Origin of the sequence: Halalkalibacter flavus, assembly GCF_036663575.1 — a bacterium.
GTDB lineage: Bacteria > Bacillota > Bacilli > Bacillales > Bacillaceae_D > Halalkalibacter > Halalkalibacter flavus.
This window is the reverse complement of record NZ_JAWRVK010000049.1, coordinates 1-24,027: the sequence shown is the minus strand read 5'-3', so window position 1 is coordinate 24,027 and position 24,027 is coordinate 1. Positions and strand designations below refer to the sequence as shown.

At 38.6% G+C, this 24,027-nt stretch carries 22 protein-coding genes, 1 tRNA gene and 1 pseudogene; 20 read left to right on the top strand and 4 right to left on the bottom strand.

Annotated elements, in window-relative coordinates:
- Window positions 1-4 precede the first annotated feature (4 nt).
- A complete protein-coding gene (locus tag SAY88_RS21630) occupies window positions 5-433 on the top strand; it encodes a hypothetical protein (protein ID WP_332634262.1) in 429 nt (142 codons plus the stop codon).
- Between the two features lie 6 nt (window positions 434-439).
- Here SAY88_RS21630 and SAY88_RS21625 read toward each other — a convergent pair whose 3' ends face one another.
- Window positions 440-1,009, bottom strand: coding sequence for a cysteine hydrolase family protein (locus SAY88_RS21625; RefSeq protein WP_332634261.1), 570 nt, complete (start codon window positions 1,007-1,009; stop codon window positions 440-442).
- A gap of 209 nt (window positions 1,010-1,218) precedes the next feature.
- Here SAY88_RS21625 and SAY88_RS21620 point away from each other — a divergent pair, with 209 nt between their 5' ends.
- The 5 genes from SAY88_RS21620 (at window position 1,219) to yugI (ending at window position 5,649) form a co-directional block, all read left to right on the top strand.
- Entirely contained in the window at window positions 1,219-1,713 is a 495-nt protein-coding gene (locus SAY88_RS21620) for an Lrp/AsnC family transcriptional regulator (RefSeq protein ID WP_332634260.1), read from the top strand.
- Complete coding sequence (locus tag SAY88_RS21615; RefSeq protein WP_332634259.1) at window positions 1,713-2,888, top strand: aminotransferase; 1,176 nt, start codon at window positions 1,713-1,715, stop codon at window positions 2,886-2,888. The genes SAY88_RS21620 and SAY88_RS21615 overlap by 1 nt, the downstream gene beginning before the upstream one ends.
- Window positions 2,889-3,087: 199 nt before the next feature.
- Window positions 3,088-3,870: a hydroxyethylthiazole kinase gene (thiM, locus tag SAY88_RS21610; protein WP_488803303.1), complete on the top strand. Its 783-nt coding sequence runs from the start codon at window positions 3,088-3,090 to the stop codon at window positions 3,868-3,870.
- Window positions 3,871-3,888: 18 nt separating this feature from the next.
- On the top strand, window positions 3,889-5,028 hold the full coding sequence (locus tag SAY88_RS21605; protein WP_332634257.1) for a DEAD/DEAH box helicase: 1,140 nt from the start codon (window positions 3,889-3,891) through the stop codon (window positions 5,026-5,028).
- 195 nt (window positions 5,029-5,223) lie between these two features.
- A complete protein-coding gene (gene yugI, locus SAY88_RS21600; RefSeq protein WP_250097775.1) occupies window positions 5,224-5,649 on the top strand; it encodes a S1 domain-containing post-transcriptional regulator GSP13 in 426 nt (141 codons plus the stop codon).
- Between the two features lie 587 nt (window positions 5,650-6,236).
- Here the strand turns inward: yugI and SAY88_RS21595 are convergent.
- A complete protein-coding gene (locus tag SAY88_RS21595; RefSeq protein ID WP_034626543.1) occupies window positions 6,237-6,464 on the bottom strand; it encodes a DUF378 domain-containing protein in 228 nt (75 codons plus the stop codon).
- A gap of 196 nt (window positions 6,465-6,660) precedes the next feature.
- On the opposite strand from SAY88_RS21595, the pseudogene SAY88_RS21590 reads away from it, so the two are divergent.
- The 3 genes and pseudogenes from SAY88_RS21590 (at window position 6,661) to SAY88_RS21580 (ending at window position 9,724) form a co-directional block, all read left to right on the top strand.
- Window positions 6,661-7,466 (top strand): annotated as a pseudogene (locus SAY88_RS21590) (iron-containing alcohol dehydrogenase).
- A 180-nt stretch (window positions 7,467-7,646) separates the two neighbouring features.
- Complete coding sequence (locus SAY88_RS21585) at window positions 7,647-8,996, top strand: glucose-6-phosphate isomerase (protein WP_332634255.1); 1,350 nt, start codon at window positions 7,647-7,649, stop codon at window positions 8,994-8,996.
- A gap of 305 nt (window positions 8,997-9,301) precedes the next feature.
- Window positions 9,302-9,724: a YugN-like family protein gene (locus tag SAY88_RS21580; RefSeq protein WP_332634253.1), complete on the top strand. Its 423-nt coding sequence runs from the start codon at window positions 9,302-9,304 to the stop codon at window positions 9,722-9,724.
- On the opposite strand, the gene SAY88_RS21575 is transcribed toward SAY88_RS21580, so the two are convergent.
- Entirely contained in the window at window positions 9,708-10,718 is a 1,011-nt protein-coding gene (locus SAY88_RS21575; RefSeq protein ID WP_332634252.1) for a potassium channel family protein, read from the bottom strand. The genes SAY88_RS21580 and SAY88_RS21575 overlap by 17 nt on opposite strands.
- A gap of 113 nt (window positions 10,719-10,831) precedes the next feature.
- On the opposite strand from SAY88_RS21575, the gene SAY88_RS21570 reads away from it, so the two are divergent.
- The 4 genes from SAY88_RS21570 to fumC all read left to right on the top strand — a co-directional run bounded on the left by SAY88_RS21570 (window position 10,832) and on the right by fumC (window position 13,443).
- On the top strand, window positions 10,832-10,987 hold the full coding sequence (locus SAY88_RS21570; RefSeq protein ID WP_332634251.1) for a hypothetical protein: 156 nt from the start codon (window positions 10,832-10,834) through the stop codon (window positions 10,985-10,987).
- A gap of 58 nt (window positions 10,988-11,045) precedes the next feature.
- Window positions 11,046-11,121: transfer RNA gene (locus SAY88_RS21565), tRNA-Ala, on the top strand.
- A gap of 180 nt (window positions 11,122-11,301) precedes the next feature.
- Complete coding sequence (locus SAY88_RS21560; protein ID WP_332634249.1) at window positions 11,302-11,616, top strand: hypothetical protein; 315 nt, start codon at window positions 11,302-11,304, stop codon at window positions 11,614-11,616.
- 450 nt (window positions 11,617-12,066) lie between these two features.
- On the top strand, window positions 12,067-13,443 hold the full coding sequence (gene fumC / locus SAY88_RS21555; protein WP_332634248.1) for a class II fumarate hydratase: 1,377 nt from the start codon (window positions 12,067-12,069) through the stop codon (window positions 13,441-13,443).
- A gap of 58 nt (window positions 13,444-13,501) precedes the next feature.
- Here the strand turns inward: fumC and ilvD are convergent, their stop codons facing one another.
- Complete coding sequence (gene ilvD / locus SAY88_RS21550; RefSeq protein WP_332634246.1) at window positions 13,502-15,193, bottom strand: dihydroxy-acid dehydratase; 1,692 nt, start codon at window positions 15,191-15,193, stop codon at window positions 13,502-13,504.
- A gap of 441 nt (window positions 15,194-15,634) precedes the next feature.
- Here ilvD and SAY88_RS21545 point away from each other — a divergent pair, with 441 nt between their 5' ends.
- The 7 genes from SAY88_RS21545 (at window position 15,635) to SAY88_RS21515 (ending at window position 23,570) form a co-directional block, all read left to right on the top strand.
- Entirely contained in the window at window positions 15,635-16,402 is a 768-nt protein-coding gene (locus tag SAY88_RS21545; protein WP_332634245.1) for an ABC transporter ATP-binding protein, read from the top strand.
- A gap of 5 nt (window positions 16,403-16,407) precedes the next feature.
- Window positions 16,408-17,271, top strand: coding sequence for an ABC transporter permease (locus SAY88_RS21540; protein WP_332634244.1), 864 nt, complete (start codon window positions 16,408-16,410; stop codon window positions 17,269-17,271).
- Between the two features lie 19 nt (window positions 17,272-17,290).
- Window positions 17,291-18,370 (top strand): ABC transporter substrate-binding protein, encoded by a 1,080-nt coding sequence (locus SAY88_RS21535; protein ID WP_332634243.1) that lies wholly within the window; start codon window positions 17,291-17,293, stop codon window positions 18,368-18,370.
- A 658-nt stretch (window positions 18,371-19,028) separates the two neighbouring features.
- Entirely contained in the window at window positions 19,029-20,348 is a 1,320-nt protein-coding gene (locus tag SAY88_RS21530) for an alkaline phosphatase (RefSeq protein ID WP_332634242.1), read from the top strand.
- 65 nt (window positions 20,349-20,413) lie between these two features.
- Window positions 20,414-20,965, top strand: coding sequence for a choline uptake/conversion transcriptional regulator CudC (gene cudC / locus SAY88_RS21525; protein WP_431308906.1), 552 nt, complete (start codon window positions 20,414-20,416; stop codon window positions 20,963-20,965).
- Between the two features lie 195 nt (window positions 20,966-21,160).
- Window positions 21,161-22,345: a formate-dependent phosphoribosylglycinamide formyltransferase gene (gene purT, locus SAY88_RS21520; RefSeq protein ID WP_332634240.1), complete on the top strand. Its 1,185-nt coding sequence runs from the start codon at window positions 21,161-21,163 to the stop codon at window positions 22,343-22,345.
- A gap of 292 nt (window positions 22,346-22,637) precedes the next feature.
- Complete coding sequence (locus SAY88_RS21515; protein ID WP_332634238.1) at window positions 22,638-23,570, top strand: sulfurtransferase; 933 nt, start codon at window positions 22,638-22,640, stop codon at window positions 23,568-23,570.
- The last annotated feature ends 457 nt before the right edge of the window (window positions 23,571-24,027 follow it).

Sequence of the window (24,027 nt, the reverse complement as noted above, 5' to 3'; positions counted from 1 at the left end):
TTTAATGAAATTTGTTGCGAAGGAGCCGAAATTTCTTTGGATTCTCTTATTTATTTTAACGATTACTTATGCGTATGCTCTTGAAGAAACATTATGGACAAATGTAGCATATGGTGTTTCTTTTATTTTTTTTGCAGCTCTGACAATGAGTTATCGATTGGACGTTCTTGAAGATAAAATAATTCATATTGTTCACGTATTTGGTTTTGCTATAAGGAAGCGGACAATAGAAGCGGATGAAGTAGCTAAACTAACCATTATTCACTTAGGTCAAAGAACGATTATCCTTCTTCATTTAAAAAAAGGGCTCAGACTGAAACTGCAGCGTTTCTCTCCAAAAGGATTGGAAACGGAATTGCTTCAATTTGCAAAGAAACATCATATTAAAGTTGAACATACTAACCCAAGTCAAGAAAACAAAAGGTCTAACTAATTGTAGTTAGGCCTTTGTTAAATTGTTAATGATCTTCGTTGAAGGTGATATATCGGCTTTTAGTACTTCTTCCATAAAGTTTAAGGCATGTTCATTTGTTTGCGGTGTATTTGATGCAACGCAATCTGATGGAATCATAAGCTGGTAATCACGCATATAGGCATCGTTTGCCGTAAATTGCACACACATATTCCCGGCTACACCCGTAATAATTAATTTATTAACATGTAAGTGAGTAAGCAACAGATCTAAAGGAGTAGCAAAGAACCCTGAATATTTAGGCTTTAAGATAAAATAGTCATCATCATCTGGTTTCATTATTTCAGCGATTGGTTTACCGCGAACATTTTCTTCAAGACAATGAGACACAAGGTGCCTGAAGTCTGATTGCCACTTTCCGTAATTGTCGTTAACATAGATTACGGGCATGCCTTCTTTTTTTAACGTGCGTTTTAATGTGGCGATGTTCTTCGCCGAAGTAAGAGCATAAGGAAGCAATTGATAGCCACTTGAAAATTCAAGGTCATTAATCATATCAATAATGAGTAATGCATAACGTGGTGCAGATGGTGTCATGTTTTCTAGACTCCTCCTAAGTAAGGGAATGAAGACTTTGTCTAATGTATCGAATAGAAAGAAACACTTACATGAAGAAGATAACATTTTTACAAGAAATGTTCGAATAATAAGAAAAAAGGTGATTCGTTACAGTGGCTCGGTATGTTATGATAAACCAAATGATTCGATAACATACGCTTAACGAACACAAAGGAGATAGAGAAAAAATGAATGAAAAAGCATTGGAAGTTTTGCAAATCATTGAAGGGGATGGCCGAGTATCAATCCAAACACTTTCTAAAATGGTCGATGCCTCAGAAGATGAAGTCAAAGCAATTCTAAAAAAATTAGAAGATGAAAAAGTTATTTTAAGCTATTCTGCTGTTATTGATTGGAGTAAGGTTGAGAAACAAGAAGGTGTTACAGCTGTGATCGATGTCAAAGTTACCCCGCAGCGTGGAGTAGGTTTTGATGAAGTAGCAGAGCGAATCTATCGCTTTCCTGAAGTGAAAGCACTTTACTTAATGTCTGGTGCTTATGATTTATCTGTTGTGATTGAAGGGAAGACCATGTCTGAAATTGCTCGCTTTGTTTCGGAAAAACTGTCTACGATTGATACAGTTATTTCTACAACAACTCATTTCCAATTGAAAAAATATAAGCATGATGGGGTTGTCTTTGATCAAGGGGAAGAAGACCATCGAATTGTGGTGACACCATAATGTCAAACGTAAAAACTAACTCACGATTATCAAATCGTGTTCAACAGATTAAACCATCCGGTATCCGGCGGTTCTTTGATTTAGCGTCGAAAATGGATAACATTATTTCACTAGGGGTAGGTGAGCCTGATTTTGTCACGCCTTGGAATATTCGTGAAGCGAGCATCTCGTCACTTGAGCGAGGGTTCACCGCTTATTCTGCAAATGCGGGGATCATTGAACTAAGAAGAGAGATCTCCTCTTATATGAACAAGCGTTTTTCTGTTCAGTATGATCCTGAGAGTGAAGTGTTGGTGACTGTAGGTGCTTCTGAAGCAATTGATATTGGCATGCGTGCGATTCTTAATGAAGGCGATGAGGTCATTATCGTCGAACCAAGCTTTGTGTCTTATGTACCTCTTGTACAAATGGCTGGTGGAGTACCAATTTCAGTCGGAACAAACAATCAAGATAATTTCAAAGTGTCAGCAAAGCAAATCGAGGCAGCTATTACGGATCGAACAAAGGCGCTTATGCTGTGTTTTCCTAATAATCCAACAGGCGCAACAATGAGTCGTGAAGATATGTTAGAAATAGCTTTACTCGCTGAACGACATGATTTACTCGTATTTTCTGATGAGATCTATGCAGAACTTAGTTATGACGAAAAACATGTTAGTTTCGCTTCGCTTCCGAACATGAAAGACAGGACGATTTTAATTTCGGGCTTTTCTAAATCCTTCGCCATGACAGGGTGGCGGCTCGGCTTTGTATTAGCACCTGAGGACTTGCTTTCAGCGATGCTAAAGCTTCATCAATATAGCTTAATGTGTGCACCTACAATGGCGCAATACGGGGCATTAGAGGCGTTAAAGAGCGGCATGGATGATATCGAAAGAATGAAGCAATCGTATAAACAACGTAGAAACTATGTTGTGAAGTCATTTAAAGAGATTGGCTTATCGTGTCATACGCCTGGCGGGGCGTTTTATGCATTCCCATCAATCGAAAGCACAGGATTTACATCTGAGCAATTTGCAGAGAAGCTCTTATTAGAAGAAAGAGTGGCTGTCGTTCCTGGTCATGTATTTGGTGCTGGGGGAGAAGGGCATATTCGCTGTTCTTATGCAACATCAATGGATAATTTAGAACAGTCAGTGGAGCGGATAGAAAGACTGTTCAAAAAGCTAACATAGAATTGTAGGACCTATAAAAAAAGAGGGCAAGAGCTTAAGCTCTTGCCTTCATTCGTAGGGGGAATACGATTGTAATATCCATTATGAGCATTGTATAGAATTTTATACATAATCGTCAGAAAAATGTTACGTTTGTTTTTAGTAGGAAAAAAAGGTAAGATTTTCTCATGATTATTACAACAAGAAGAGGGCGGTTCATTTGTTAGAGCATGTTCGAAAAGAGAATCCATTGGTCCATTGTATGACCAATGTAGTAGTTACGAATTTTACTGCGAATGGGTTATTAGCATTAGGTGCATCGCCAGTAATGGCGTATGCTGATGAAGAAGTAGCAGACTTGGCTAGTGTAGCAGGAGCTTTATTATTAAATATTGGAACATTTTCAAAAACGCAGATTGAACAGATGATTGTAGCCGGACAAGCAGCTAATCGTGCTGGAGTACCAGTTGTTCTTGACCCGGTTGGGGCAGGGGCAACAGTGTTTCGAACAGAAAGCAGTAAGAGAATTTTGGACCAAGTACATATTTCTGTGTTGAGAGGGAACGCTGGGGAGATTGCTTCTCTTGTTGGAGTGGAAGCTAAGGTCAAGGGCGTAGATGGAAATATGGAAGGCGATAAATTAGAATTAGCGAAACGCGCAGCGACTCAATTTCAATGTGTATGTGTTGTTACGGGTGAGGTGGATGTTGTAACCGATGGGATTCGTGCTCAAGCCATTCATAATGGACACCTTTGGATGACGAAAGTGGTAGGAACTGGTTGCCTTTTAGGAGGAGTAATTGGTGCATTTATAGCTGCTAATCGTGAAAATATCCTTGAAGCAACAACGAGTGCAGTTACCTATTATGGTATTGCTGGTGAGCAGGCATATGGAAAAACGAATAGCCTCGGTATTGGCACCTTCCAACAAGCATTCTTAAATGAGCTTCACCTATTAACAGGGCAACAAGTAGACCAACTAAAGCGCACAGAAACGTTTTAAATAGAAAGAGGGAAAAGAATGAGCGAAACATTTTCATTTCATGTATTACCAAGTTTTTTGGTTGATGCATTAAAAAATATAGGTGTTACCGATCCAACTGATATTCAAGCAAAAATGATTCCAGAAGCCCTTGAAGGGCAAAGCTTAATTGCACGTTCACAAACAGGGACAGGAAAGACGCTAGCTTTTCTTCTTCCTGCACTTGCGAAGATTGAAAAGGATAAAAAAGGCCTTCAAGTCGTTGTGTTAGCACCTACTCAGGAGCTTGCCATGCAAGTGCATGAAGTAGCAAAAAGCTTGACGAAAGAAGAATCAATTGAAATTGGCGCGTTTATCGGGGGAGCCAATATAAAGCGACAAGTTGAAAAGTTAAAAAAGCAAAAACCACAATTGGCGATTGGCACACCAGGTCGACTATTAGAACTGATTGAAATAAAGAAATTAAAGCTCCATGAAGTGAAAGTCGTTGCCGTTGATGAAGCTGACCGGATGATGGCAGAGCGTCCATCGTGGGAAGCAACGATGCAGATAGCAAAACGGGCAGGAAGAGAGACTCAGTTCTTATTTGTTTCTGCAACGATACCAAAAGATTTCTCTGAACAAGTGGCAGATGCCGCCCCATTTGTTGTTCAGATTGAAGCAGAAGGTGGACTACTAAATACAGAACAGGTGAAACATCTTTTTATCAGAGTAGATACGAGAGATAAGATTGATACGGCTAGACGCTTAATTCATGCAGAAAAAATTGAAAAAGGAATTGTGTTTGTCAATCAATTAGAAAAATTAGCTGAAACAGCTGAAAAGTTCTCTTATAAAGGAATTAAGGCATTAGCATTATCTTCAGACCAAGGAAAGCAGGAAAGGGAGCATGCCCTCCAATCCTTCAGAAAAGGAGATACCCATATACTTGTAGCGACAGATGTGGCTGCGAGAGGGCTTGATGTCGATGATGTTACACATATTATTCAATTGGATCCTCCGGCAAGTCCTGATAGCTACTTGCACCGAGCTGGGCGTACAGGAAGAATGGGCAAGGCTGGAACGGTTATTACGTTAATGGATCGAAAAAATGAGTATAAATTAGAAAAGTACAAACGTGATTTGAAAATTGAGTTAGAAGAGCGCTATCTTTCAAGAGGGCAGTTACAAGCAAAATAAGAACGTGGGGGTGCTTCAAAAGGTCAAAAATAGACCTTTTGAGGCACCTCCTTTTTAAATCCACAAAAGCTTGTTTACTTGCTGAAATTATAGGGTATATGATAACAATACAAAAAGAGTACAATCCGTTTTTGCTTAAACGCTCTAGTTGTGTTAAAATTAAAAGGTTAAAAATTATCTAGGAGATGTATGTATATGTCAAATTATGAAGTAGGCAATATCGTTGAAGGAAAAGTTACTGGCATTAAGCCATTTGGTGCTTTCGTAGCTCTTGATGAAAAAAAGCAAGGACTTGTTCATATTTCAGAAGTAGCGCACGGTTTCGTTAAGGATATTAATGATGTTCTTAAAGTTGGGGACGAAGTGAAAGTGAAAATCATGAATGTAGAAGAGGGTTCTGGAAAAATCTCACTTTCTATCCGTGCTACACAAGAAGCTCCTGAGCGTCCAGCTCGTCCGGCTAAGCCTCGTCCACAAGGAAATGCTGGTGGCGGTCGTAAACCACAAGTACAAAAGCAACAACAGCAACAAGGATTTAACACATTGGAAGATAAGCTTAAAGAATGGTTAAAGCAATCAAACGAAATCCAAGCTGACTTAAACAAGCGCGCGAAGAAGTAATATAGTAAAAGCACTCATTTGAGTGCTTTTTTTCTTTTCAGGTATATAAAAAAAGGTAAAACCGACCGAGGCCACTGAAAAAGGTACGGTTTTGACCTTTTTCGGTGGCCTTTAAGCAATGAGCGGAACCGTTGCTTTGTCTTAAAGCTTGCTATGAGTGGTTTTCTCATAGCAGGCGCGCAACGTGTGGAGCCATTGCTGCTTCCTCGAATCCGCTAAAAAGGACTTTTTCAGCGACCTTTTTCTTTTTAGAAAGAGGGAAGTCAAAGGGAGTGGCCCTGGCTCCGCACGCAGTACGCCTTTTAAGAAGGGCGCTTAAAAGGCTGAGGTGATAACGGCGGCTACGCCCAGGGCTTCAGTTATATAAAAAAGGTAAACCCGCCTTTTTTTCTTCTAGAAAGAGGGAAGTCAAAGGGAAGGGCCCTGGCTCCGCGCGCCGTACGCCTTTTAAGAAGGGCGCTTAAAAGGCTGAAGTGACAACGGCGGCTACGCCCAGGGCTTCAGGTATATAAAAAAAGGTAAAACCCGACCTTTTTTTATATACCTGAAAAGGGTCTGACGCTCAAGAGAGGTCAGACCCTTTTCTATTAACGTTGTGTTTCAGGAACACGTTCAAGCTCCTCATCTGGTTTGAAAAGAATTGATATACAATATAGACCTGCTAAACCAACTAGGGCATAGATTACACGTGAGAAAGCTGCTGCCTGACCACCGAAAATGGCTGCAACAAGGTCAAAACGGAAGAACCCGATTAGTCCCCAGTTAATTGCACCAATAATCGCTAATACTAATGCTGTACGTTGAATACCGCTCACATTATTCACCTCCAGTTATGGTTATAGACATTTAATAAATGTCACGACAATTTAAAAATTGTCTTACACAACTCCATTTGTTGTGTTTCACCCTTTAGAATGTGAAAATCAAATAGAATTATGCAAAGCAACAAGTGCCAATCGTTTACAATTGCTTCTCACTTGGTAATAATGGAGGGGAATAGGAGGAGATAGTATGGAACCATTTGTTTTTAACAATCCGACAAAACTAATTTTTGGAAAAGGTTAAAATGAGGCATTAGCAAATGAAGTGAAAAACTACGGCAAAAAGGTGCTTCTTGTTTATGGTGGTGGAAGTATTAAACGGAATGGTTTATATGATTTTGTCTTACAACAATTAAATGAAGCAGAAATGCAAGTAACAGAGTTAGCGGGGGTCGAGCCAAACCCAAGATTAACAACGGTAAGAAAAGGAATTGACGCTTGCAGAGAAAATGGAATAGATCTTGTCTTAGCAGTAGGTGGAGGAAGTGTTATCGATGCTTCAAAGGCAATTGCAGTTGGTGCGAAATCAGAAGCGGATATTTGGGATATTATTAAAAAGACAGCTCAACCAACAGACGCCTTGCCCCTTGGTACAATTTTAACATTAGCTGCGACAGGCTCAGAAATGAATGCTGGGTCCGTTATCACTAATTGGGAAACGAATGAAAAATTAGGTTGGGAGGGTTAGCGATTTTATTCCCACATTGGTTACGTTACACAATAGATGAAAAAATTAGTCGTCATGTGCAACTTGCAACCCGTGTCCTAGGTGTAGATCAAAACGGTAAATCAGATAAAGAGATTGCTCTTGAAGGGATTGAAAAATTATCATCATTCTGGACTTCTTTAGGTGCTCCAAACCGTTTAGCGGATTACGATATAGATGATAGTCAGATTGAAAAAATGTCGACGCTTGCTTCAAATCGTGGGAAGTTTGGAAACTTTAAGCCTTTAGATAAAGAAGATGTAACAAGCATATTAACTGCTGCACTATAAAATTCTATAAAGAACATTTTTAGCTCCGAGGAGAGGCTTTTTTCCTTGGAGTTCCCGATTATCTTTACGAAATTGTTAAATATATCATATTTCTTAATTTTCTTTATATTGAGTGCTTGATTCTTTCTAAAGCTTTAGATAAAGTGAAAGAGAATAAGATTACAGTATGGAGGCTGAAAGATGGAAAAAGTACGTTTCGACTATACAAAAGCATTGACGTTTTTTAATCAACATGAAGTTGATTACATGCAAGATGCTGTAGCAGCTGCGCATGAAGCATTACATAATAAAAGTGGAGCTGGTAGTGACTTCTTGGGTTGGATCGATCTTCCGAAAAATTATGATCGTGAAGAGTTTTCACGTATCCAAGCAGCTGCTGAAAAAATCCAAAGTGATTCTGATGTATTACTCGTTATTGGAATTGGCGGTTCTTATTTAGGAGCACGTGCTGCGATTGAAGCTTTAAACCATTCATTCTATAATAACCTTTCAAAAGAAGAGCGTAAAACGCCGCAAGTTTTCTTTGTTGGACAAAACATTAGTTCAACTTATGTGAAAGATTTACTAGCTCTTATTGAAGGAAAAGATGTTTCAGTTAATGTTATCTCGAAATCAGGTACAACAACAGAACCAGCTATTGCATTCCGTATTTTCCGTGATTATTTAGAAAAGAAATATGGAGTAGAAGAAGCTCGTAAGCGTATTTATGCTACAACTGACCGTGCAAAAGGAGCTCTTAAAACGCTTGCTACAGAAGAAGGGTACGAAACATTTGTCGTTCCAGATGATGTTGGTGGCCGTTTCTCTGTGTTAACTGCTGTTGGTTTGCTTCCAATTGCAGTAAGCGGTTTAGATATCGAAACAATGATGAAAGGTGCAGAAGCAGCAAGTGAGGACTTCTCTAATCCAAATTTAGCTGAAAATGAATCGTATCAATATGCGGTTGTTCGTAATGCCCTTTATAACAAAGGAAAAACAATCGAATTAATGGTGAACTACGAGCCTTCTCTTCACTTTGTTTCAGAATGGTGGAAGCAATTATTTGGCGAAAGTGAAGGGAAAGATGGCAAAGGAATTTATCCTGCGTCTGTTGATTTCTCTACAGATCTTCATTCAATGGGGCAATATGTTCAAGATGGTCGCCGTGACCTTTTTGAAACGATTATTAACGTTGAAAACGTACGCGAGCATGTAACGATTGAGGAAGCAGCAAGTGATTTAGACGGCCTAAACTACCTAGCAGGTCAAACAATGGATTTTGTTAACAAAAAAGCGTTCCAAGGAACGATGCTTGCTCATACAGACGGAGGCGTACCTAACTTAATCGTCAACGTTCCTGAACTTAATGAGTACTACTTTGGATACCTTGTATACTTCTTTGAAAAAGCAGTGGGCATTAGTGGATACTTACTTGGTGTAAATCCATTTGACCAAGAGGGTGTAGAAGCATACAAGAAGAATATGTTTGCTCTATTAGGTAAACCTGGTTTTGAAAAAGAAAAAGCAGAGCTTGAAGCTCGCTTAAAATAAAGTGAAAAAGTTGCTGAGGTCTTAGCTCAGCAACTTTTTTATGTTCGTTTAAATAATCGTTTGTTTAAAAGGTAAAACCAAAAAGCAAGCCCGGCCTTTTACAAGAATCGGCATTGGCTCCGTGCGCCGTACGCCTTTTGAAAAAAGCACTCAAAAGGCTAAAAACAAAACGGCGGCTACGCTCAGTGCGAGAGAGATAAAGAAAAGGCAAGAGCAGCCTTTTCTTTATCTCTCTCATAAAAATGTCGTCCGTGGTGACACTATCTGTAGGTGAATTTTAGAACGTTTGTGAAAGGATGAGGGTAATGATTGCTCTTCAATCGACCGTTGAAGGTAAAGAAATGAAGCTAAAAGAATTAGAAGATAAATTAAAGCCATTAGGATATGATATTGGTGGCGGCTGGGAATATGACCATGGATACTTTGATTATAAGATTGACGAAGAGGATGGCTATACGTTTTTACGTCTTCCTTTTCGAGCAGTGGATGGAGAATTGGACCAACGAGGAGTGACGGTTCAATTAGGAACGCCATTCTTACTTAACCATAAGTATCAGGAAGGATTAGATGATAATCCCGATGTCTTTAATGGTTTGTTTCGAATGGCGTATAACAGTGCGATAAATCAATTTCAAGAGCCGGTCGATAAGGATTCAACTGTTGACCAAAAATATATGCCGACTGCAAAAAGTCTTGTGGAAGAATTGGAACTTACGTTGCTTTATTAGATTTAAGAACGATTAACTCATCATTTGGCTCAAGAAGCAAAGAGGAGTGCGGGTGAAATAATATTTGCCCGCTTCTTTTTAGTCCAATGATTAACATCTCTTCTTTATAAAAGAGAGGCAGTGTATCAATAAAAGATTTTCCAACAAGCTTCTCTGTAACTAATCTAAATTCTACTAAATTTTTCTCATTGTATTCAAGAAATTGATTTATAACATCGCTGGTTTGTTGATGTAGGAGATTTGATGTAAGTACGGATCCAGTTAGTGTTGTTGACTCCACGCACTTATCCGCTCCAGCTCTCTTTGCATTTGCGAGTTGTTCCTTTGTCAGAATTTCAACGGTAGTATAAACATCAGAGTTTTGTCCCTTAACGGCAAGTGTAGTTAGAATCGATCTTGCATCAGCAGTAAATTCACTACCTTGATGCTTTGCTGTAATAAGCACAGAGCGGGCTAGAGAAATATTTGCTTGTTTTAAGATAGCGTCTTCACTACTGTTTCCTTTTACAAAATGGACATTTTTAAGCTCTTTTGGGAGCTCATCTAACGTTTCATCTATTAAAACAATCTTTATATATGGTAGAGCTAGTTGGATGTTTTCAATTGATTGTCGGCTTCTTTCATTCCATCCAATGACAACAATGTGGTCTTTACCAATAAATGAGATGACACCTTCTTTTGCTGATTGATTAATGGAGACAGCTGCACCGGCAAAAGAAGTAACAAGCAACGTCATAAACCCAACTCCGACAAAAATTAAAACAATAGCTACAATTCTAGTAATTGTCGATTCCGGTACAAAATCTCCGTATCCTACTGTTGAGACGGTTACAAACGCCCACCAGATTCCCTCAAACCATGTAGAAAACCTCTCTGGTTCTAGCAAATGAACAAGTGCACCTGCAAGAACGCCTGAGCCAATTACGGCGAAAAGAAGCTTTACGACAAGTGGAACGTGTCCTAAAAGTGTTCGAATGAATAACCATTGTTGCATAAAGTTTCTCTCCTATTTACCAATTCATACTATACAGTATAGCCATTGGCTTGCCGTAGCAACCGTGACTCTGCTATGATTGTTTTGATATTTTATATGTAGGAGAGGCCGTTATGTCTACGATCGTATTTGCATTTTCAATCTTTTGTGGCTGGCTCATTTTTGATGTGGTCAAGCATAGAAAATTAACATTAGAAAGTTTAGTAAGCTCTTTGGTTATTGCTGTGGTAGCTGGTGTATTTTGGTGGATATTAGATTTAATTTTTTAACAAAATATGAGCTTGTCATTACGTATAGAAAATCTTATAATAAAAGAGTATTCTATATGGGGCATTAGCTCAGCTGGGAGAGCGCTTCGCTGGCAGCGAAGAGGTCATCGGTTCGATCCCGTTATGCTCCACCATACATATTAAAAAAGGGTGGACATACCCGTTTAATCAACGTTTCTAAGTCAGTGACTTGTGCGTTGATTTTTTTAATTCTAGGCAGAAACGACTTAAAGTCATTTTCCTATGATGTGTATAGAGGAAGACGGACGGCGATGGTCGAATTATATATGTAACAATCCCAGGAGGTGTCCGTCATGTTTCAAGTATCAGAACGTCAATTATATGCGTACCAACTATGCTATGAAATTGAACACCATCTTCGCGAAATAATCAATACATTCGATATTAGTGCCCTTAAATTGAAGTATCAAGCTTACAAAGATTTAGTCTACATTGCGACAAAGGTAACGTTTGTTATAACCGGGGAGAATGTCGATAAACTGATAAGGGCCAATACGGTAAGACAGAAGGTTAGCCGAATGCGTGACGTCACTGAAGAAGATATCACTATTTTAGAGGATTGCCGCAATAGTTTGCCGAGCGTGCCAAAAGTGAAGCGGATAAGTTAGTTGTGCTTTTGAAATCTTTATGGAATTCTGAATGAAGAACGATCATTTTATCATTTTATTATTTTATTATACGTACCAATTCGTTAAAATAACTGACGAAATGGTACGTATTTTAATTTAAATATAAACCTCTCAATCTCATATGTTCCAAGTATATCAAATCAAGTTGCTGGTCATAATGTTTGTACAAGCGATAAACATGATTTGGAGGGAGAACAATGAGTGACGGAGGAAAAGCAGTCGTCAGTGCAGCGTTGTGTATTTGTTTTTTAATAGGTGTACTAGTTTTTAATGTTGTTTCGTTCTAAGAAACTAGTAAATGCAATATTTTAATCAAACGTTTGTTCAACCTTTTTTTGACATTATAAAAACTAAAACGACAACATAGCCGGGTGATAAATTGAATATCGATGAAGATAGAAAGTTAGAAGAAAGCGAGGGGGATACAAAATGGACTATCGAATGGAGAAAGACACGATTGGTGAGATTCAAGTGTTAGCAAGTAAAAAGTGGGGCGCACAAACGCAGAGAAGTTGTGAAAACTTTGCCATTGGGATCGAACAGATGCCTATTGAAGTCATTCAAGCTTTTGCTATTTTAAAAAAGAGTGCAGCGTTGGTGAATCAAAAATTGAACACATTAAACGAAAGAAAAGCGGAAGCGATTATTCAGGCTGCAGATGAAATAATAAACGGGGACCTTGACGAACATTTTCCACTTAAGGTGTGGCAAACTGGAAGTGGTACACAATCGAATATGAATGTTAATGAAGTCATTGCAAATCGTGCGAACGAACTGTTAGAAGAACAGGATATTAAGGAACGGGTTCACCCAAATGATGATGTGAACATGTCACAAAGTTCAAATGATACGTTTCCAACTGCGATGCATATTGCTAGTTTTATTAAACTTGAAGATGAGTTGCTACCAGCCATTTCGAAACTAAAGAACACGCTTCGGAAAAAAACAGATCAGTTTAAAGATCTTGTGAAAATAGGAAGAACTCATCTTCAAGATGCAACCCCATTAACGTTAGGGCAAGAAATTAGTGGTTGGCATCGAATGTTAGAAAAAGACGAAAAGATGGTTAAAGACAGCATGGAGACGCTGAGAGAGTTAGCGATAGGCGGGACTGCTGTCGGGACTGGAATAAATGCTCATCCACAATTTGGAGAATCAGTTGCTACGGAAATAAGCAAGATAATAGGTCGAACATTCATAACTGCAAAAAATAAATTTCACGCTCTCACAAGTCATGATGAACTTGTGTACATACACGGTGCGTTAAAGGCGTTAGCAGCAGATCTTATGAAAATCGCCAATGATGTTAGGTGGCTGGCGAGTGGACCACGATCGGGTATTGGGGAGATCACAATTCCTGCTAATGAACCAGGGAGTTCAATTATGCCAGGGAAGGTAAACCCGACCCAAAGTGAAGCCCTAACGATGGTCGTTTGTCAGGTAATGGGGAACGATGCTTCCATTGGTTTTGCTGCAAGCCAGGGAAATTTCGAGCTTAATGTATTTAAACCGGTTATTATATATAACTTTCTCCAATCCATTCAATTACTCACAGATGCAATGAATTCATTTCATGATAAATGTGCTGTTGGGATTGAAGCAAATGTAGATGTAATCAAGCAAAAAGTAGAGCAATCTCTAATGTTAGTAACGGCGCTAAATCCACATATTGGTTATGAAAAAGCTGCTTCGATTGCAAAGTTGGCTCATCAAGAAGGCTTGACACTAAGAGAAGCTTCTTTAAAGTCGGGAATACTGACAGAAGAGCAATTTGATCAGATCGTGAGACCGGACAAAATGGTATAAGTATGAAGGGGGCTGACATTACCCGGAGGGGGTAGGGGTCAGACCCCTCTTTACTGCTTTAATCCGTGACAGCGCCTTTTGCTGCTGATGATACAAGTCTAGCGTATTTATTTAGAACCCCTCTTGAGTACCTGAGAGGTGGCTCTGTCCATTCAGCTGCTCTCTTTCGCATTTCTTCTTCAGATACATCAACGGAAAGTTCTTGAGTTTCACTATCAATCGTAATCATGTCACCTGTTTTAATTAAGGCAATAGGACCACCTACTTGTGCCTCAGGAGATACGTGGCCAACTACTAATCCGTGTGTTCCTCCAGAAAAACGCCCATCTGTTAACAGTCCGACCTTTTCTCCTAATCCTTTCCCAACTATAATAGCTGTGATTGAAAGCATTTCAGACATACCAGGGCCGCCCTTTGGTCCAGCGTAACGGATAACAACAATGTCGCCTGCTTTTATCTCATCTTCTAAAACTGCTTTTGTTGCTTCGGGCTCTGAGTCGAATACTTTCGCTGGTCCTGTAATCTTTTTAATTTTTAATCCCGACATTTTAGCTATACCGCCCTCAGGTGCTAAATTCCCCTTTAATACAAAAAGAGGACCTGATTCGCGAATTGGGTTTTCGAACGGGCGAATGATAACTTGTCCTTCTTTTAATGGATTTTGTTTTGCGAGGTTTTCCGCAAGTGTTTTTCCTGTTACCGTCAGACAGTCCCCGTGTAACAACCCAGCATCAAGAAGTAGCTTCATTACGGCTGATACGCCCCCGACTGAATGTAGATCATGCATGACATAACGTCCGCTTGGTTTGAGGTCCGCTATATGCGGCACTTTTTTACGAATACGTTCAAAGTCATCAAGTGATAAGTCCACATCGACAGAATGAGCAATTGCTAGCAAGTGAAGAAATGCATTGGTGGAACCACCTAATGCCATAACAACGGTAATCGCATTTTCAAACGCTTCTTTCGTCATGATATCTTTTGGATATATGCCTTTACGTAAAAGTTCGACAACGGCCTTACCAGCATCATAGCAATCCGTTAATTTCTCAGAAGTTTCTGCAGGATTTGACGCACTTCCAGGAAGACTCATTCCCATTGCTTCAATAGCTGAAGCCATTGTATTTGCTGTGTACATTCCACCACAAGATCCGGCACCAGGACATGCATGACATTCAATATCCTTTAAATCTTCTTGGTTAATCGTACCCGCACGATACTGACCAACCGCTTCGAACACAGAAACGATATCAATGTCTTTGCCTTCCTTTGATTTTCCGGGTGCAATCGTTCCTCCGTATACAAATACAGAAGGAAGGTTTAATCGGCCAATGGCAATCATACAGCCAGGCATATTTTTATCACAGCCACCGATGGCGACAACCCCGTCTAGTCGTTCAGCTCCAACTACGGTTTCAATTGAATCAGCTATGACTTCGCGGCTTGGCAATGAGTAGCGCATCCCCTCATGTCCCATGGAAATTCCATCTGAAACAGTGATTGTATTAAATATTAACGGTGCACCGTCTCCATCTGTTGCTCCATCTTTTGCTTTTCGTGCAAGTTGATCGATATGTATGTTACAAGGTGTCACTTCACTCCAAGTGCTTGCTATACCAATCATCGGCTTCTTAAAGTCATCATCGGTAAAACCGACAGCTCTTAGCATCGCTCTATTTGGTGAACGATTCTCTCCCTCGCTAATATCAATACTTTTTATTCGTAAGTCGTTGTTTTCTTTATTTGTCATTGTGTAAGATCCTTTCCGATAAAAATTACTAGCTTCTAAAATAGTATCTACGAAAATCACCTCTTCATATACATTAGGAAATAAGCATAAGAAATTGTAGCAAATATAACGAATATAGGTTGAGCTACAAGTAGGAAAAGCCAACAAAATTATCCTTATTTTAATTAACTTGAGATTCAATGTTATATTTTCTGACGGCATTCAGAGCAAGGTGTAAAAGGCAGTTTCCTTACCGTCTCAATTTGTAACCGTTCACTTTTATTAAGCATTCGTAATGACGTTGGACTTTTTAAATAACGGAAATGGTTTTTTTGTTTATTTTGAACAATGACTGAATAATTTTCTGAATTTATGATATGAACATATAGAATAAGAAAAATTTCCAAATGACTAGTGAAAGAGAGAGGATCTATCGACAATCAACATTAAGGGGTGAATCCGTTGAGCTTGAAAATTTCAAACGTTTCAAAGACATATCGCTCAAAATATGAAGAGAAGCAAGTTTTACATGGAGTTGATTTTGAAATTAAGCCACAAGAGTTTGTTTGTATTTTGGGTCATAGCGGTTGTGGGAAATCAACACTGTTAAATATGATTGCTGGCTTTATCAAACCTGATGAAGGTCAAATAACAGTAAATGGGCAACCAGTGACTGGGCCTGCTAAAGAACGTGGAGTCGTTTTTCAAGAGCATGCACTTTTTCCATGGCATACGGTTATTGAAAATATTGCATTTGGTCCTCACCTGCAGGGAATGAGTAAGAAGGACTCGTTAGAAAAAGCAGAAGAGTATTTGCAACTTGTAGGGTTATCTGCAGCAAGAGATCAATACCCTAGTCAATTATCTGGTGGGATGCAGCAAAGAGTAGGGATTGCTAGAGCGTTAGCTAATGAACCTGAAATCTTATTAATGGATGAGCCATTTGGTGCGCTAGATATTTTAACACGTGAAACGATGCGTAGAGAATTACTTGCTATCTGGATGGAGTTACGAACGATGGTTTTATTTATAACACACAGTATTTCAGAAGCGGTTTATTTAGCTGATCGAATCCTCGTTATGAAAGATGGACTTGTCGTAGCTAATGAGGAAGTCCAAATGAAGCGGCCTCGTGATGCGAAGAATAAAGAATTCGGAGAGTTAGTTTCGTACTTAGAGAATCTTTTAATAGAAGAAACTCCAATCATTTCAAAAGTAGAAGGGATGTGAGGGAAATGGCTGCTGTTCAAAATACAAATACTTCAATAAAAGTGAAGTCTCTCCCACAGCGTTCAAAATTATTAACGATGTGGGACAAGGATAGAGTAGGCAGAACAATGACTGTTATAGGCTTCTTTGTCATTTGGCAAATTGTCGGGATGTTAAACCTAGTATACGGCTGGTTTAACCCAGTTTTTCTACCTACACCTTTTGCGGTTGTTGAAGCTGCTCTGCATTTATATGGAAGAGGAGAATTATTTGGTCATATTTGGTCAAGTGCGTGGCGCTTAGGTGTGGGGTTTACTCTAGGAGTCATTATTGCTGTATTTTTAGCATTTATGATTGTTAAGTTTAAAGTTGTTCAAAACATATTAGATCCATTAATTAATATGATTGGACCTATACCGCCGTTTGCCTTATTACCTATCTTTATTATTTGGATGGGGGTTGGAGAGGTTTCAAAATTAACTCTAATTACTTATTCAACTGCTATCCCGATGATAGCCTATACCGTGGATGGAATTCGGAATGTAAATCCATCTTTAATACGTTCAGCAATGGCGTTAGGTGCTAATCAGCGGCAAGTTTTTTCAAAGGTTATTTTGCCGTCAGCATTGCCGCCGATCTTTGTCGGGATGCGTGTTACATTGGCGATTTCATTTTCGGCAATGGTGGTAGCAGAAATGATCGGTTCATATTCCGGTTTAGGGTATTTAATTATTGATTCTAGAAACTTTTTTCAAATGGCAAATATGTTCTTAGCAGCTGCTTTAATTGGATTGTTATATTTTATTTTTGCCTTTATTTTGAGCTTAATAGAATCGAGATTGTTTAAGTGGAAGCAAGGTAATCAAATCAATGATGCAGTACAAAAATAAATAGTAGAGGATGAATCAAATGGCTAAAAACAACACTCTTTTATCGAAATGGATGGTAGCGATACTAGTCATATGTTGTATGATGCTAATATCGGCTTGTTCAGATGAAGTAGGAAGTACTGAAGGGGCAGCAGAAGATGTAGATTCTGAAACAACAGAAGGTGAAGATGGAAGTTTAGAAGTAAGTGAAGTAACAATGTATGGAGTAATTGATACTCAAGTATCTGCCCAACAGATTATTGCGGATGAGATGGGCTTTTTTGAAGATGAGGGATTAACGGTTACCAATCATATTGTTCAATCTGGTCCGGATATTGGCCCTTTAATTGCTAGTGGTGACGCACAATTAAGTTTTGAGACTACTATTACGAACATTTCATTAAGTGCTGTTAATGTACCGAATGTAATTGTTGCTCCAATGGCAAATGTCTCAGGCACACAAGCAGTAATTGCGCATCCGGATTTTGAGATAAATAGTGCAAAGGATATTGAAGGTGCAACAATAGGTATGGTCCAAGGAGCTGGTGTCTCAGTAGCTGTTCAAAATATGGCTGATGAACTAGGAGTAGACTTGGATACGGTAAACTTCATTAACATGTCTCCAACAGACCAAATTGCTGCTTTAGATAATGGTAATATCGATATGATGGCTGCGTGGGAGCCTTGGATTACGATTGGTTTAGACCAAGGTGCAGAGTTTTTATTTAGTGGACGTGTAGCAAACTTGCCTGAAAAAGAAGGAGACGTTGATTGGATGCAATTCTATTCAACATTCCAAGTTACCCAACAATTTCTAGATGAAAATCCGTATACAGTTAAAGCGTTACTACGTGCTTTATTAAGAGCGACGGATTTCATTAATGATAACCGTGAAGAAGCGATTGATATTTTAGATGAAAAGCTTCAAAATTTAACAAGAGAACAAGTTGCTGAAGTCATGAGTAGAAATATTTATTCTATGGGAGTAACAGATGAAATGCGTGAAGGTTCTGAAGTCATCGCAAACTTTATGAAGGATATGGATAATATCCCGAAAATTCCAGAATTTGATAGTTATACAAACTTTGAATTGTTACAAGAAGTATTAGATGAGAAGTAATTAAGGAAGATGGTGCAAAAGGCACCATCTTCTTTTTGTTCTATAAGATCTAGAAAGGACGTGGCCCATAGCCAGGGTATCCACCAAATCCGCTATAACCTCCGAAGCCATGGTGATGATAACCGTACCCTGGTCTAGGAGGTCTAGGATAGCCATACCCACCTACAGGGTAACCTGTTCCAAAACCAGGGCCGACTAATTGACCGCCTAAAAAGCCTAAACCAGCACCTAAAATACCAGCACCTACTGGTCCGATCGCTCCTACCCGAATCTTGAATCAGTTGGTTGATAATACTGAGTTCCGTGAAAGTCGTCTCTATACATGAACATTCTCCTCTCGGTTAATTAAAGTGGGGAAGTATTATTTAATTATCACTTCAGCCTATGGATATTGGGGATTTATGAAGTGGACAAACGCCTTTAATTTTATTGATTAGTGAAATAGCCTAGGCAAGAAAGGATTAAAACGTTGTTATAAGAAAAGGTTATTCACAACTAAATTGTGGATAAAGTGGATAACTACGAACAAATATTCGACAAGAGCTTTTGCTGTACAGACAAAATTCGGTTTTTATCAACAATGCTTTATGTGTAAAGTTGCTCATAATTTAACGACGTACGACAAATAATTGAAGTAATTGGATTCAATGGAGGAAAAATGATGTATAACTTCAAAAAAAGTTCGATCGTATTTTTTTGTTTACTAATGATCGTTTTGCCGATTGATTTACAGGTCGTTGAAGCCGAGGAGCAAGATGTTGTTGAGAATGTTATTTTGATGATCCCTGATGGCTTTTCAACTAGTTATGTGACGAGTTATCGGATTTTTAAAGGAGAAGAGTTAGTTTTCGACCCATTTTTAATTGGGATGATGAAGACGAATTCAGCAAATAGTTGGGTGACAGATTCGGCGGCGGCTGCAACAGCCATGTCAACAGGGGTAAAAACTAATAACAAAATGATTGGTGTTACACCAGATGGACAAATTCTGAAGACGATTTTAGAGGGAGCAAAAGAGTCAGGAAGATCGACTGGGCTAGTCACTACAGTTTCAATTACCGATGCAACCCCTGCGGCATTTGGAGCACATGTTATATCTAGAAAAGATCAGACTGAAATTGCTAAACAACTTATTACGAAAGTAGATGTTCTTCTTGGAGGAGGGAAGTGCCATTTTCTTTCCAAAACTTCACACAATGACGAGCAAGCTAACACTTTGGAGGTTGCCAAAGCGAGTGGATATTATTATTTAGAAACGAGAGATCAATTACTAAACTTAAGCGGTTCAGAGGAAAAAGTGTTAGGTTTGTTTGCGGAAGCAGAGTTAACTCCTGTAATAGATAAAAGAACAAAGGAACAACCAAGTTTAGAAGAAATGACTACGGCAGCGATACAGTCTTTACATACTAACGACAAAGGTTTTTTCCTAATGATTGAAGGTGGGCAAATTGATAGAGCGGGACATGTTCATGATCCTGTATGGGCGATGAACGAGACGAAAGCTTTTGAGGAAGCCGTAGAAAAGGTGTTAGATTTTGCTAAAGAAAATGGAAAAACGTTAGTTGTCATTGCAGGAGATCATGATACTGGGGGAATGTCAGTTAGTGGTTATGATGAATATGTAGCTAATGTAGAACTGTTAAAGGAAGCTAAGGCAACGGGGAATTACATTGCTTCAAAGCTCAATTATAAACGCAGAAATGCAGCAAATATCATAAAAGAATATACAGGAATTAAACTAACAAAAAAGGAAGCGAAGCAAATTAAAAAAGCGAAAAAGAAAGAAGTGGCGATTGCAATTAATCACATGATAAGTAAGCGCGCGTATATCGGTTGGACAACTCACGTTCATTCTGGTACCAATGTTCCTATCTATGCGTTTGGTCCTAGATCTAATTTGTTTAGTGGCAATCTTGATAATACAGATATCCCCAAAAAGATAGCAGAAGTAATGGGTGTACAAATTTCCGATAAATGATTTGAAGCCTTGTTATTTCTTGATAATATAAGGAGGAAATGTATAGATAGAACGGAGGACGTTTTGTGTACGAAGCAGATGAAAAGGCAAATGAACAAATTCAGAATGCGAAGATGATGGTCATTGATTCGATTGCCGAAACTATGGATTTGTATGGGGTGACAAGAAGTGTAGGTGTTCTTTATGGAACGATGTATTTTGAAGATGAAATGACCTTAGACGAAATGTTAGAGGAACTAGGAATGAGTAAACCTAGTATGAGCACAGGTGTTAAGAAGCTGCAGGAATATAACATCGTGAAAAAAACGTTTCAGCGGGGGAGTCGGAAACATTCTTTTGTAGCAGAGAAAGATTTCTTTCGTTTTTTTAATAATTTTTTCTCACGCAAATGGGAAAGGGAAGTTACGATCAACCTTGATGCAATCAGCCGTGCCCAAAAAGAGCTAAATGAGGTACTGTTAGACCAGGATATAAAAGAAGAAATAAGTAATGAAGCCCAACGGATTTATGATCAATTAGAAATGTCTAAATCTTATTACTATTGGTTAAGAAATTTGGTAGACGGAATGAATAGTGGGAAGCTATTTGAGGCTTTTCCGCAAGAAGAGGGCAAATAAAAATTATTAAATAAAAAGGCGGTCCGCGATTTTTTTAAAATTGTGGGCGTCTTTTTTGAATAAGTAACAAATACGAATGTTGATTTATCTATTCGGTTTTAACGTTCGTAAAATAGTTGATTTAGATTAATGGGAAGATGTATAATAACGTTATTGTAAATAGAAAACTTAATGTTGTTAGGGGAGCTAAAAATTATGTATGGTGATTCAGAATCGAAACTAGCGAAAAAAATGATGGTGCTTGGATCAGGAGAGTTAGGTAAAGAAGTCATTATTGAAGCGCAACGATTAGGAGTCGAAACAATTGCTATTGATCGTTATGCAGCGGCACCTGCCATGCAAGTAGCTCATCGTTTTCACGTAGTTGATATGTTAGATGCGGAGCAATTACGCTCTATTATTGAAGTAGAACAACCTGACTTTATTGTTCCGGAGGTCGAGGCAATACAAACGCAAGTGCTTGTTGAACTAGAAAAAGAAGGGTACAATGTTGTGCCGACTGCTCAAGCGACAAAGTTAACGATGGATCGAGAAGGGATTAGAAGGTTAGCAAGTGAGGAGCTTGGATTACCGACTGCTGGCTATGAATTTGCTAACTCTTTTGAAGAGTTAAAGGAAGCGGTTAGGAAGATTGGAACACCATGTGTTATCAAGCCGCTTATGAGTTCTTCAGGGAAAGGTCAAAGTGTTTGTCGCAGCGAAGAAGAGATTGAGGTCTCATGGAATATGGCTTTAGAAGGTGCTAGGGGTAAGAGTACGAGAGTGATTGTAGAAGAATTCATTACGTTTGATTCAGAAATTACTCTATTAACCGTTCGTTCGGTTTCTGGCACATCATATTGCGCTCCAATTGGTCATGTTCAAAAAGACGGGGATTACATTCAGTCGTGGCAACCGCATCAAATGAGCGAAGAGCAAATAGTAGAATCGCAACGAATTGCAAAGAAAATTACGGATGAACTTGGAGGCTATGGACTTTTTGGTGTTGAACTTTTTTTAACAAAGGATCAAGTGTACTTTAGCGAAGTATCACCTAGACCACATGATACAGGTCTAGTAACACTGGCCACTCAAAGTCTATCTGAATTCGCGTTGCATGTTAGAGCCATTTTAGGTTTTCCAATCACTGAAATTAATCTGCATTCACCTGGAGCAAGTCGTGCAATAAAAGCGTGGGAGGAAAGTTCGACTTATCAAATTTCCGGATTAGAAGAAGCTCTTGCGGTACCAAATACTCAAGCTCGTGTGTTCGGAAAGCCAGAAACGAAAGTGGGACGAAGAATGGCAGTTGCACTAAGTACAGCTGATACAGTAGAAGATGCGTTGGAACGTGCTGATAAAGCTGCTTCGAAAATTAAGATTGATTATCATAATAAATAATTAGTAGTCAAACTTCATTAACAATCATTTTAATTTTGAGGGTGATTCAGAGATGTTTTTTTATAAAGCATTCTGGATCACCCTCTTTTGATTAGGTTGTTTTCGAAATGATTGATGCTGTGAAGAAACGTTTTTCTCGTAGCGAAATGGAACGAACATGAGGAGATCGCGTACCCTAAAAAACAACAATGTATGCGAAAACAGCCTTTGATTATTAAAAAATCTCAATGAGCAAAGTAAGATTGTCTAATAAGAGTCATAATAAAGTCATACTTACAAAGAGGTGAAAAAGGTGAATAGAAGATTAGTCGTTGTGTTAGGTTTCATATTTGTCCTAATAAGTGCTTTAGGAATAGAAAAAGCGTATGCTGAAGACGGTGATTATCCAAATGCTCACTTATTAGTCAATGCAAATTGGGTTGAAGAACATCTCGGACAAGAGGGAGTGTATATCATAGACGTTCGAAAAGCTGGATATGATCAAGGGCATATACCGACAGCTGTTCATCTATCTATCGACAAGTTAGTTGATGAAGATCATCCTGTTGAAGGGTATTTAATTTCAAAACAAAAGTTTGAACACCTTATGCAGAATTTAGGAGTACGAAATGATCAAACGATTGTTATCTATGATGAGGGAAAGGAAACCTCTGCTACAAGAATGTTCTATGCATTAGAGTACTATGGACACGACAATGTCCGCTTATTAAACGGTGGTTATCAAGCTTGGTTAGCTGATCAAAAGGAAGTTTCAAAAGAAGCTTCTTTAAAGTCTAAAGGCGACTTCAAGGCTACTATAAAAAAGGATCTAATGGTTAAGAAAGAAGACGTTAGAAAAATGATTGGAAAAGAAGAGGTTGTTCTCTTTGATGTCCGCTCACCTGAAGAATATAAAGGAGAGAAAGTTCTAGCAAGACGAGGTGGTCATATTCCATCTGCAGTGAATTTAGAATGGACAACAGTATTGAAAGATGACGAGGTTCCGTTCTTTAAAGAAGCTACTCAAATCTCGAAGCTTTTAGAGGGAGTCGGGGTTATACCGGAGAAATCCATTGTAGTTTATTGTCATAAGGCAAACCGAGCTTCTCATATGTATTACACGTTACGTTTAATGGGTTTCGAAGACATTACAGTATATGAAGGGTCTTGGATAGAATGGGGCAATGATCGGAATACACCCATTAATAATCCTAGCAAACAAGAAAAGGGGCTACGTTCTCTTTAGTTACTATGATGTTGCTTTCGCTTCTTCTTGATTGAAGAGAAGCGGTTTTAAAATTGTTTCTATATTGTGTTTTAACTCCTAAATGAAGTGATATAAATTATTAGTGGATTAACATCTATTAATTTTTTTATAAAACTATTGCATCGATTTGTTGGCCGTGCTATATTATTTCTTGTCGCCGCGAACGACAGCAATTAATAAATTCAATTCTTTTGAAAAAGGTATTGCGTTGATTTGAGATTTGTGGTAAATTATTAATTGTCGCTTAAGAGCGATGTGAAACTAGTTCTTTGAAAACTGAACAAAAGCCAAGCGAATTAAAAGAGATAGATTGCTATCTCGTCAAAGAAATTTACCCGATAGGGCAAATTTCATCCTTGATTTATTGCATTGCTAGCGTGATGCAAATTGAGCTAATCAGCTTACCATTTTTATGGAGAGTTTGATCCTGGCTCAG

Excerpts from the sequence above, each read along its gene's own strand:
- SAY88_RS21630 (WP_332634262.1), top strand. The coding sequence starts at position 5 with ATGAAATTTGTTGCGAAGGAGCCGAAATTTCTTTGGATTCTCTTATTT.
- SAY88_RS21625 (WP_332634261.1), bottom strand. The coding sequence starts at position 1,009 with ATGACACCATCTGCACCACGTTATGCATTACTCATTATTGATATGATT.
- SAY88_RS21620 (WP_332634260.1), top strand. The coding sequence starts at position 1,219 with ATGAATGAAAAAGCATTGGAAGTTTTGCAAATCATTGAAGGGGATGGC.
- SAY88_RS21615 (WP_332634259.1), top strand. The coding sequence starts at position 1,713 with ATGTCAAACGTAAAAACTAACTCACGATTATCAAATCGTGTTCAACAG.
- SAY88_RS21605 (WP_332634257.1), top strand. The coding sequence starts at position 3,889 with ATGAGCGAAACATTTTCATTTCATGTATTACCAAGTTTTTTGGTTGAT.
- yugI (WP_250097775.1), top strand. The coding sequence starts at position 5,224 with ATGTCAAATTATGAAGTAGGCAATATCGTTGAAGGAAAAGTTACTGGC.
- SAY88_RS21585 (WP_332634255.1), top strand. The coding sequence starts at position 7,647 with ATGGAAAAAGTACGTTTCGACTATACAAAAGCATTGACGTTTTTTAAT.
- SAY88_RS21580 (WP_332634253.1), top strand. The coding sequence starts at position 9,302 with ATGATTGCTCTTCAATCGACCGTTGAAGGTAAAGAAATGAAGCTAAAA.
- SAY88_RS21575 (WP_332634252.1), bottom strand. The coding sequence starts at position 10,718 with ATGCAACAATGGTTATTCATTCGAACACTTTTAGGACACGTTCCACTT.
- SAY88_RS21570 (WP_332634251.1), top strand. The coding sequence starts at position 10,832 with ATGTCTACGATCGTATTTGCATTTTCAATCTTTTGTGGCTGGCTCATT.
- SAY88_RS21560 (WP_332634249.1), top strand. The coding sequence starts at position 11,302 with ATGTTTCAAGTATCAGAACGTCAATTATATGCGTACCAACTATGCTAT.
- fumC (WP_332634248.1), top strand. The coding sequence starts at position 12,067 with ATGGACTATCGAATGGAGAAAGACACGATTGGTGAGATTCAAGTGTTA.
- ilvD (WP_332634246.1), bottom strand. The coding sequence starts at position 15,193 with ATGACAAATAAAGAAAACAACGACTTACGAATAAAAAGTATTGATATT.
- SAY88_RS21540 (WP_332634244.1), top strand. The coding sequence starts at position 16,408 with ATGGCTGCTGTTCAAAATACAAATACTTCAATAAAAGTGAAGTCTCTC.
- SAY88_RS21535 (WP_332634243.1), top strand. The coding sequence starts at position 17,291 with ATGGCTAAAAACAACACTCTTTTATCGAAATGGATGGTAGCGATACTA.
- SAY88_RS21530 (WP_332634242.1), top strand. The coding sequence starts at position 19,029 with ATGATGTATAACTTCAAAAAAAGTTCGATCGTATTTTTTTGTTTACTA.
- purT (WP_332634240.1), top strand. The coding sequence starts at position 21,161 with ATGTATGGTGATTCAGAATCGAAACTAGCGAAAAAAATGATGGTGCTT.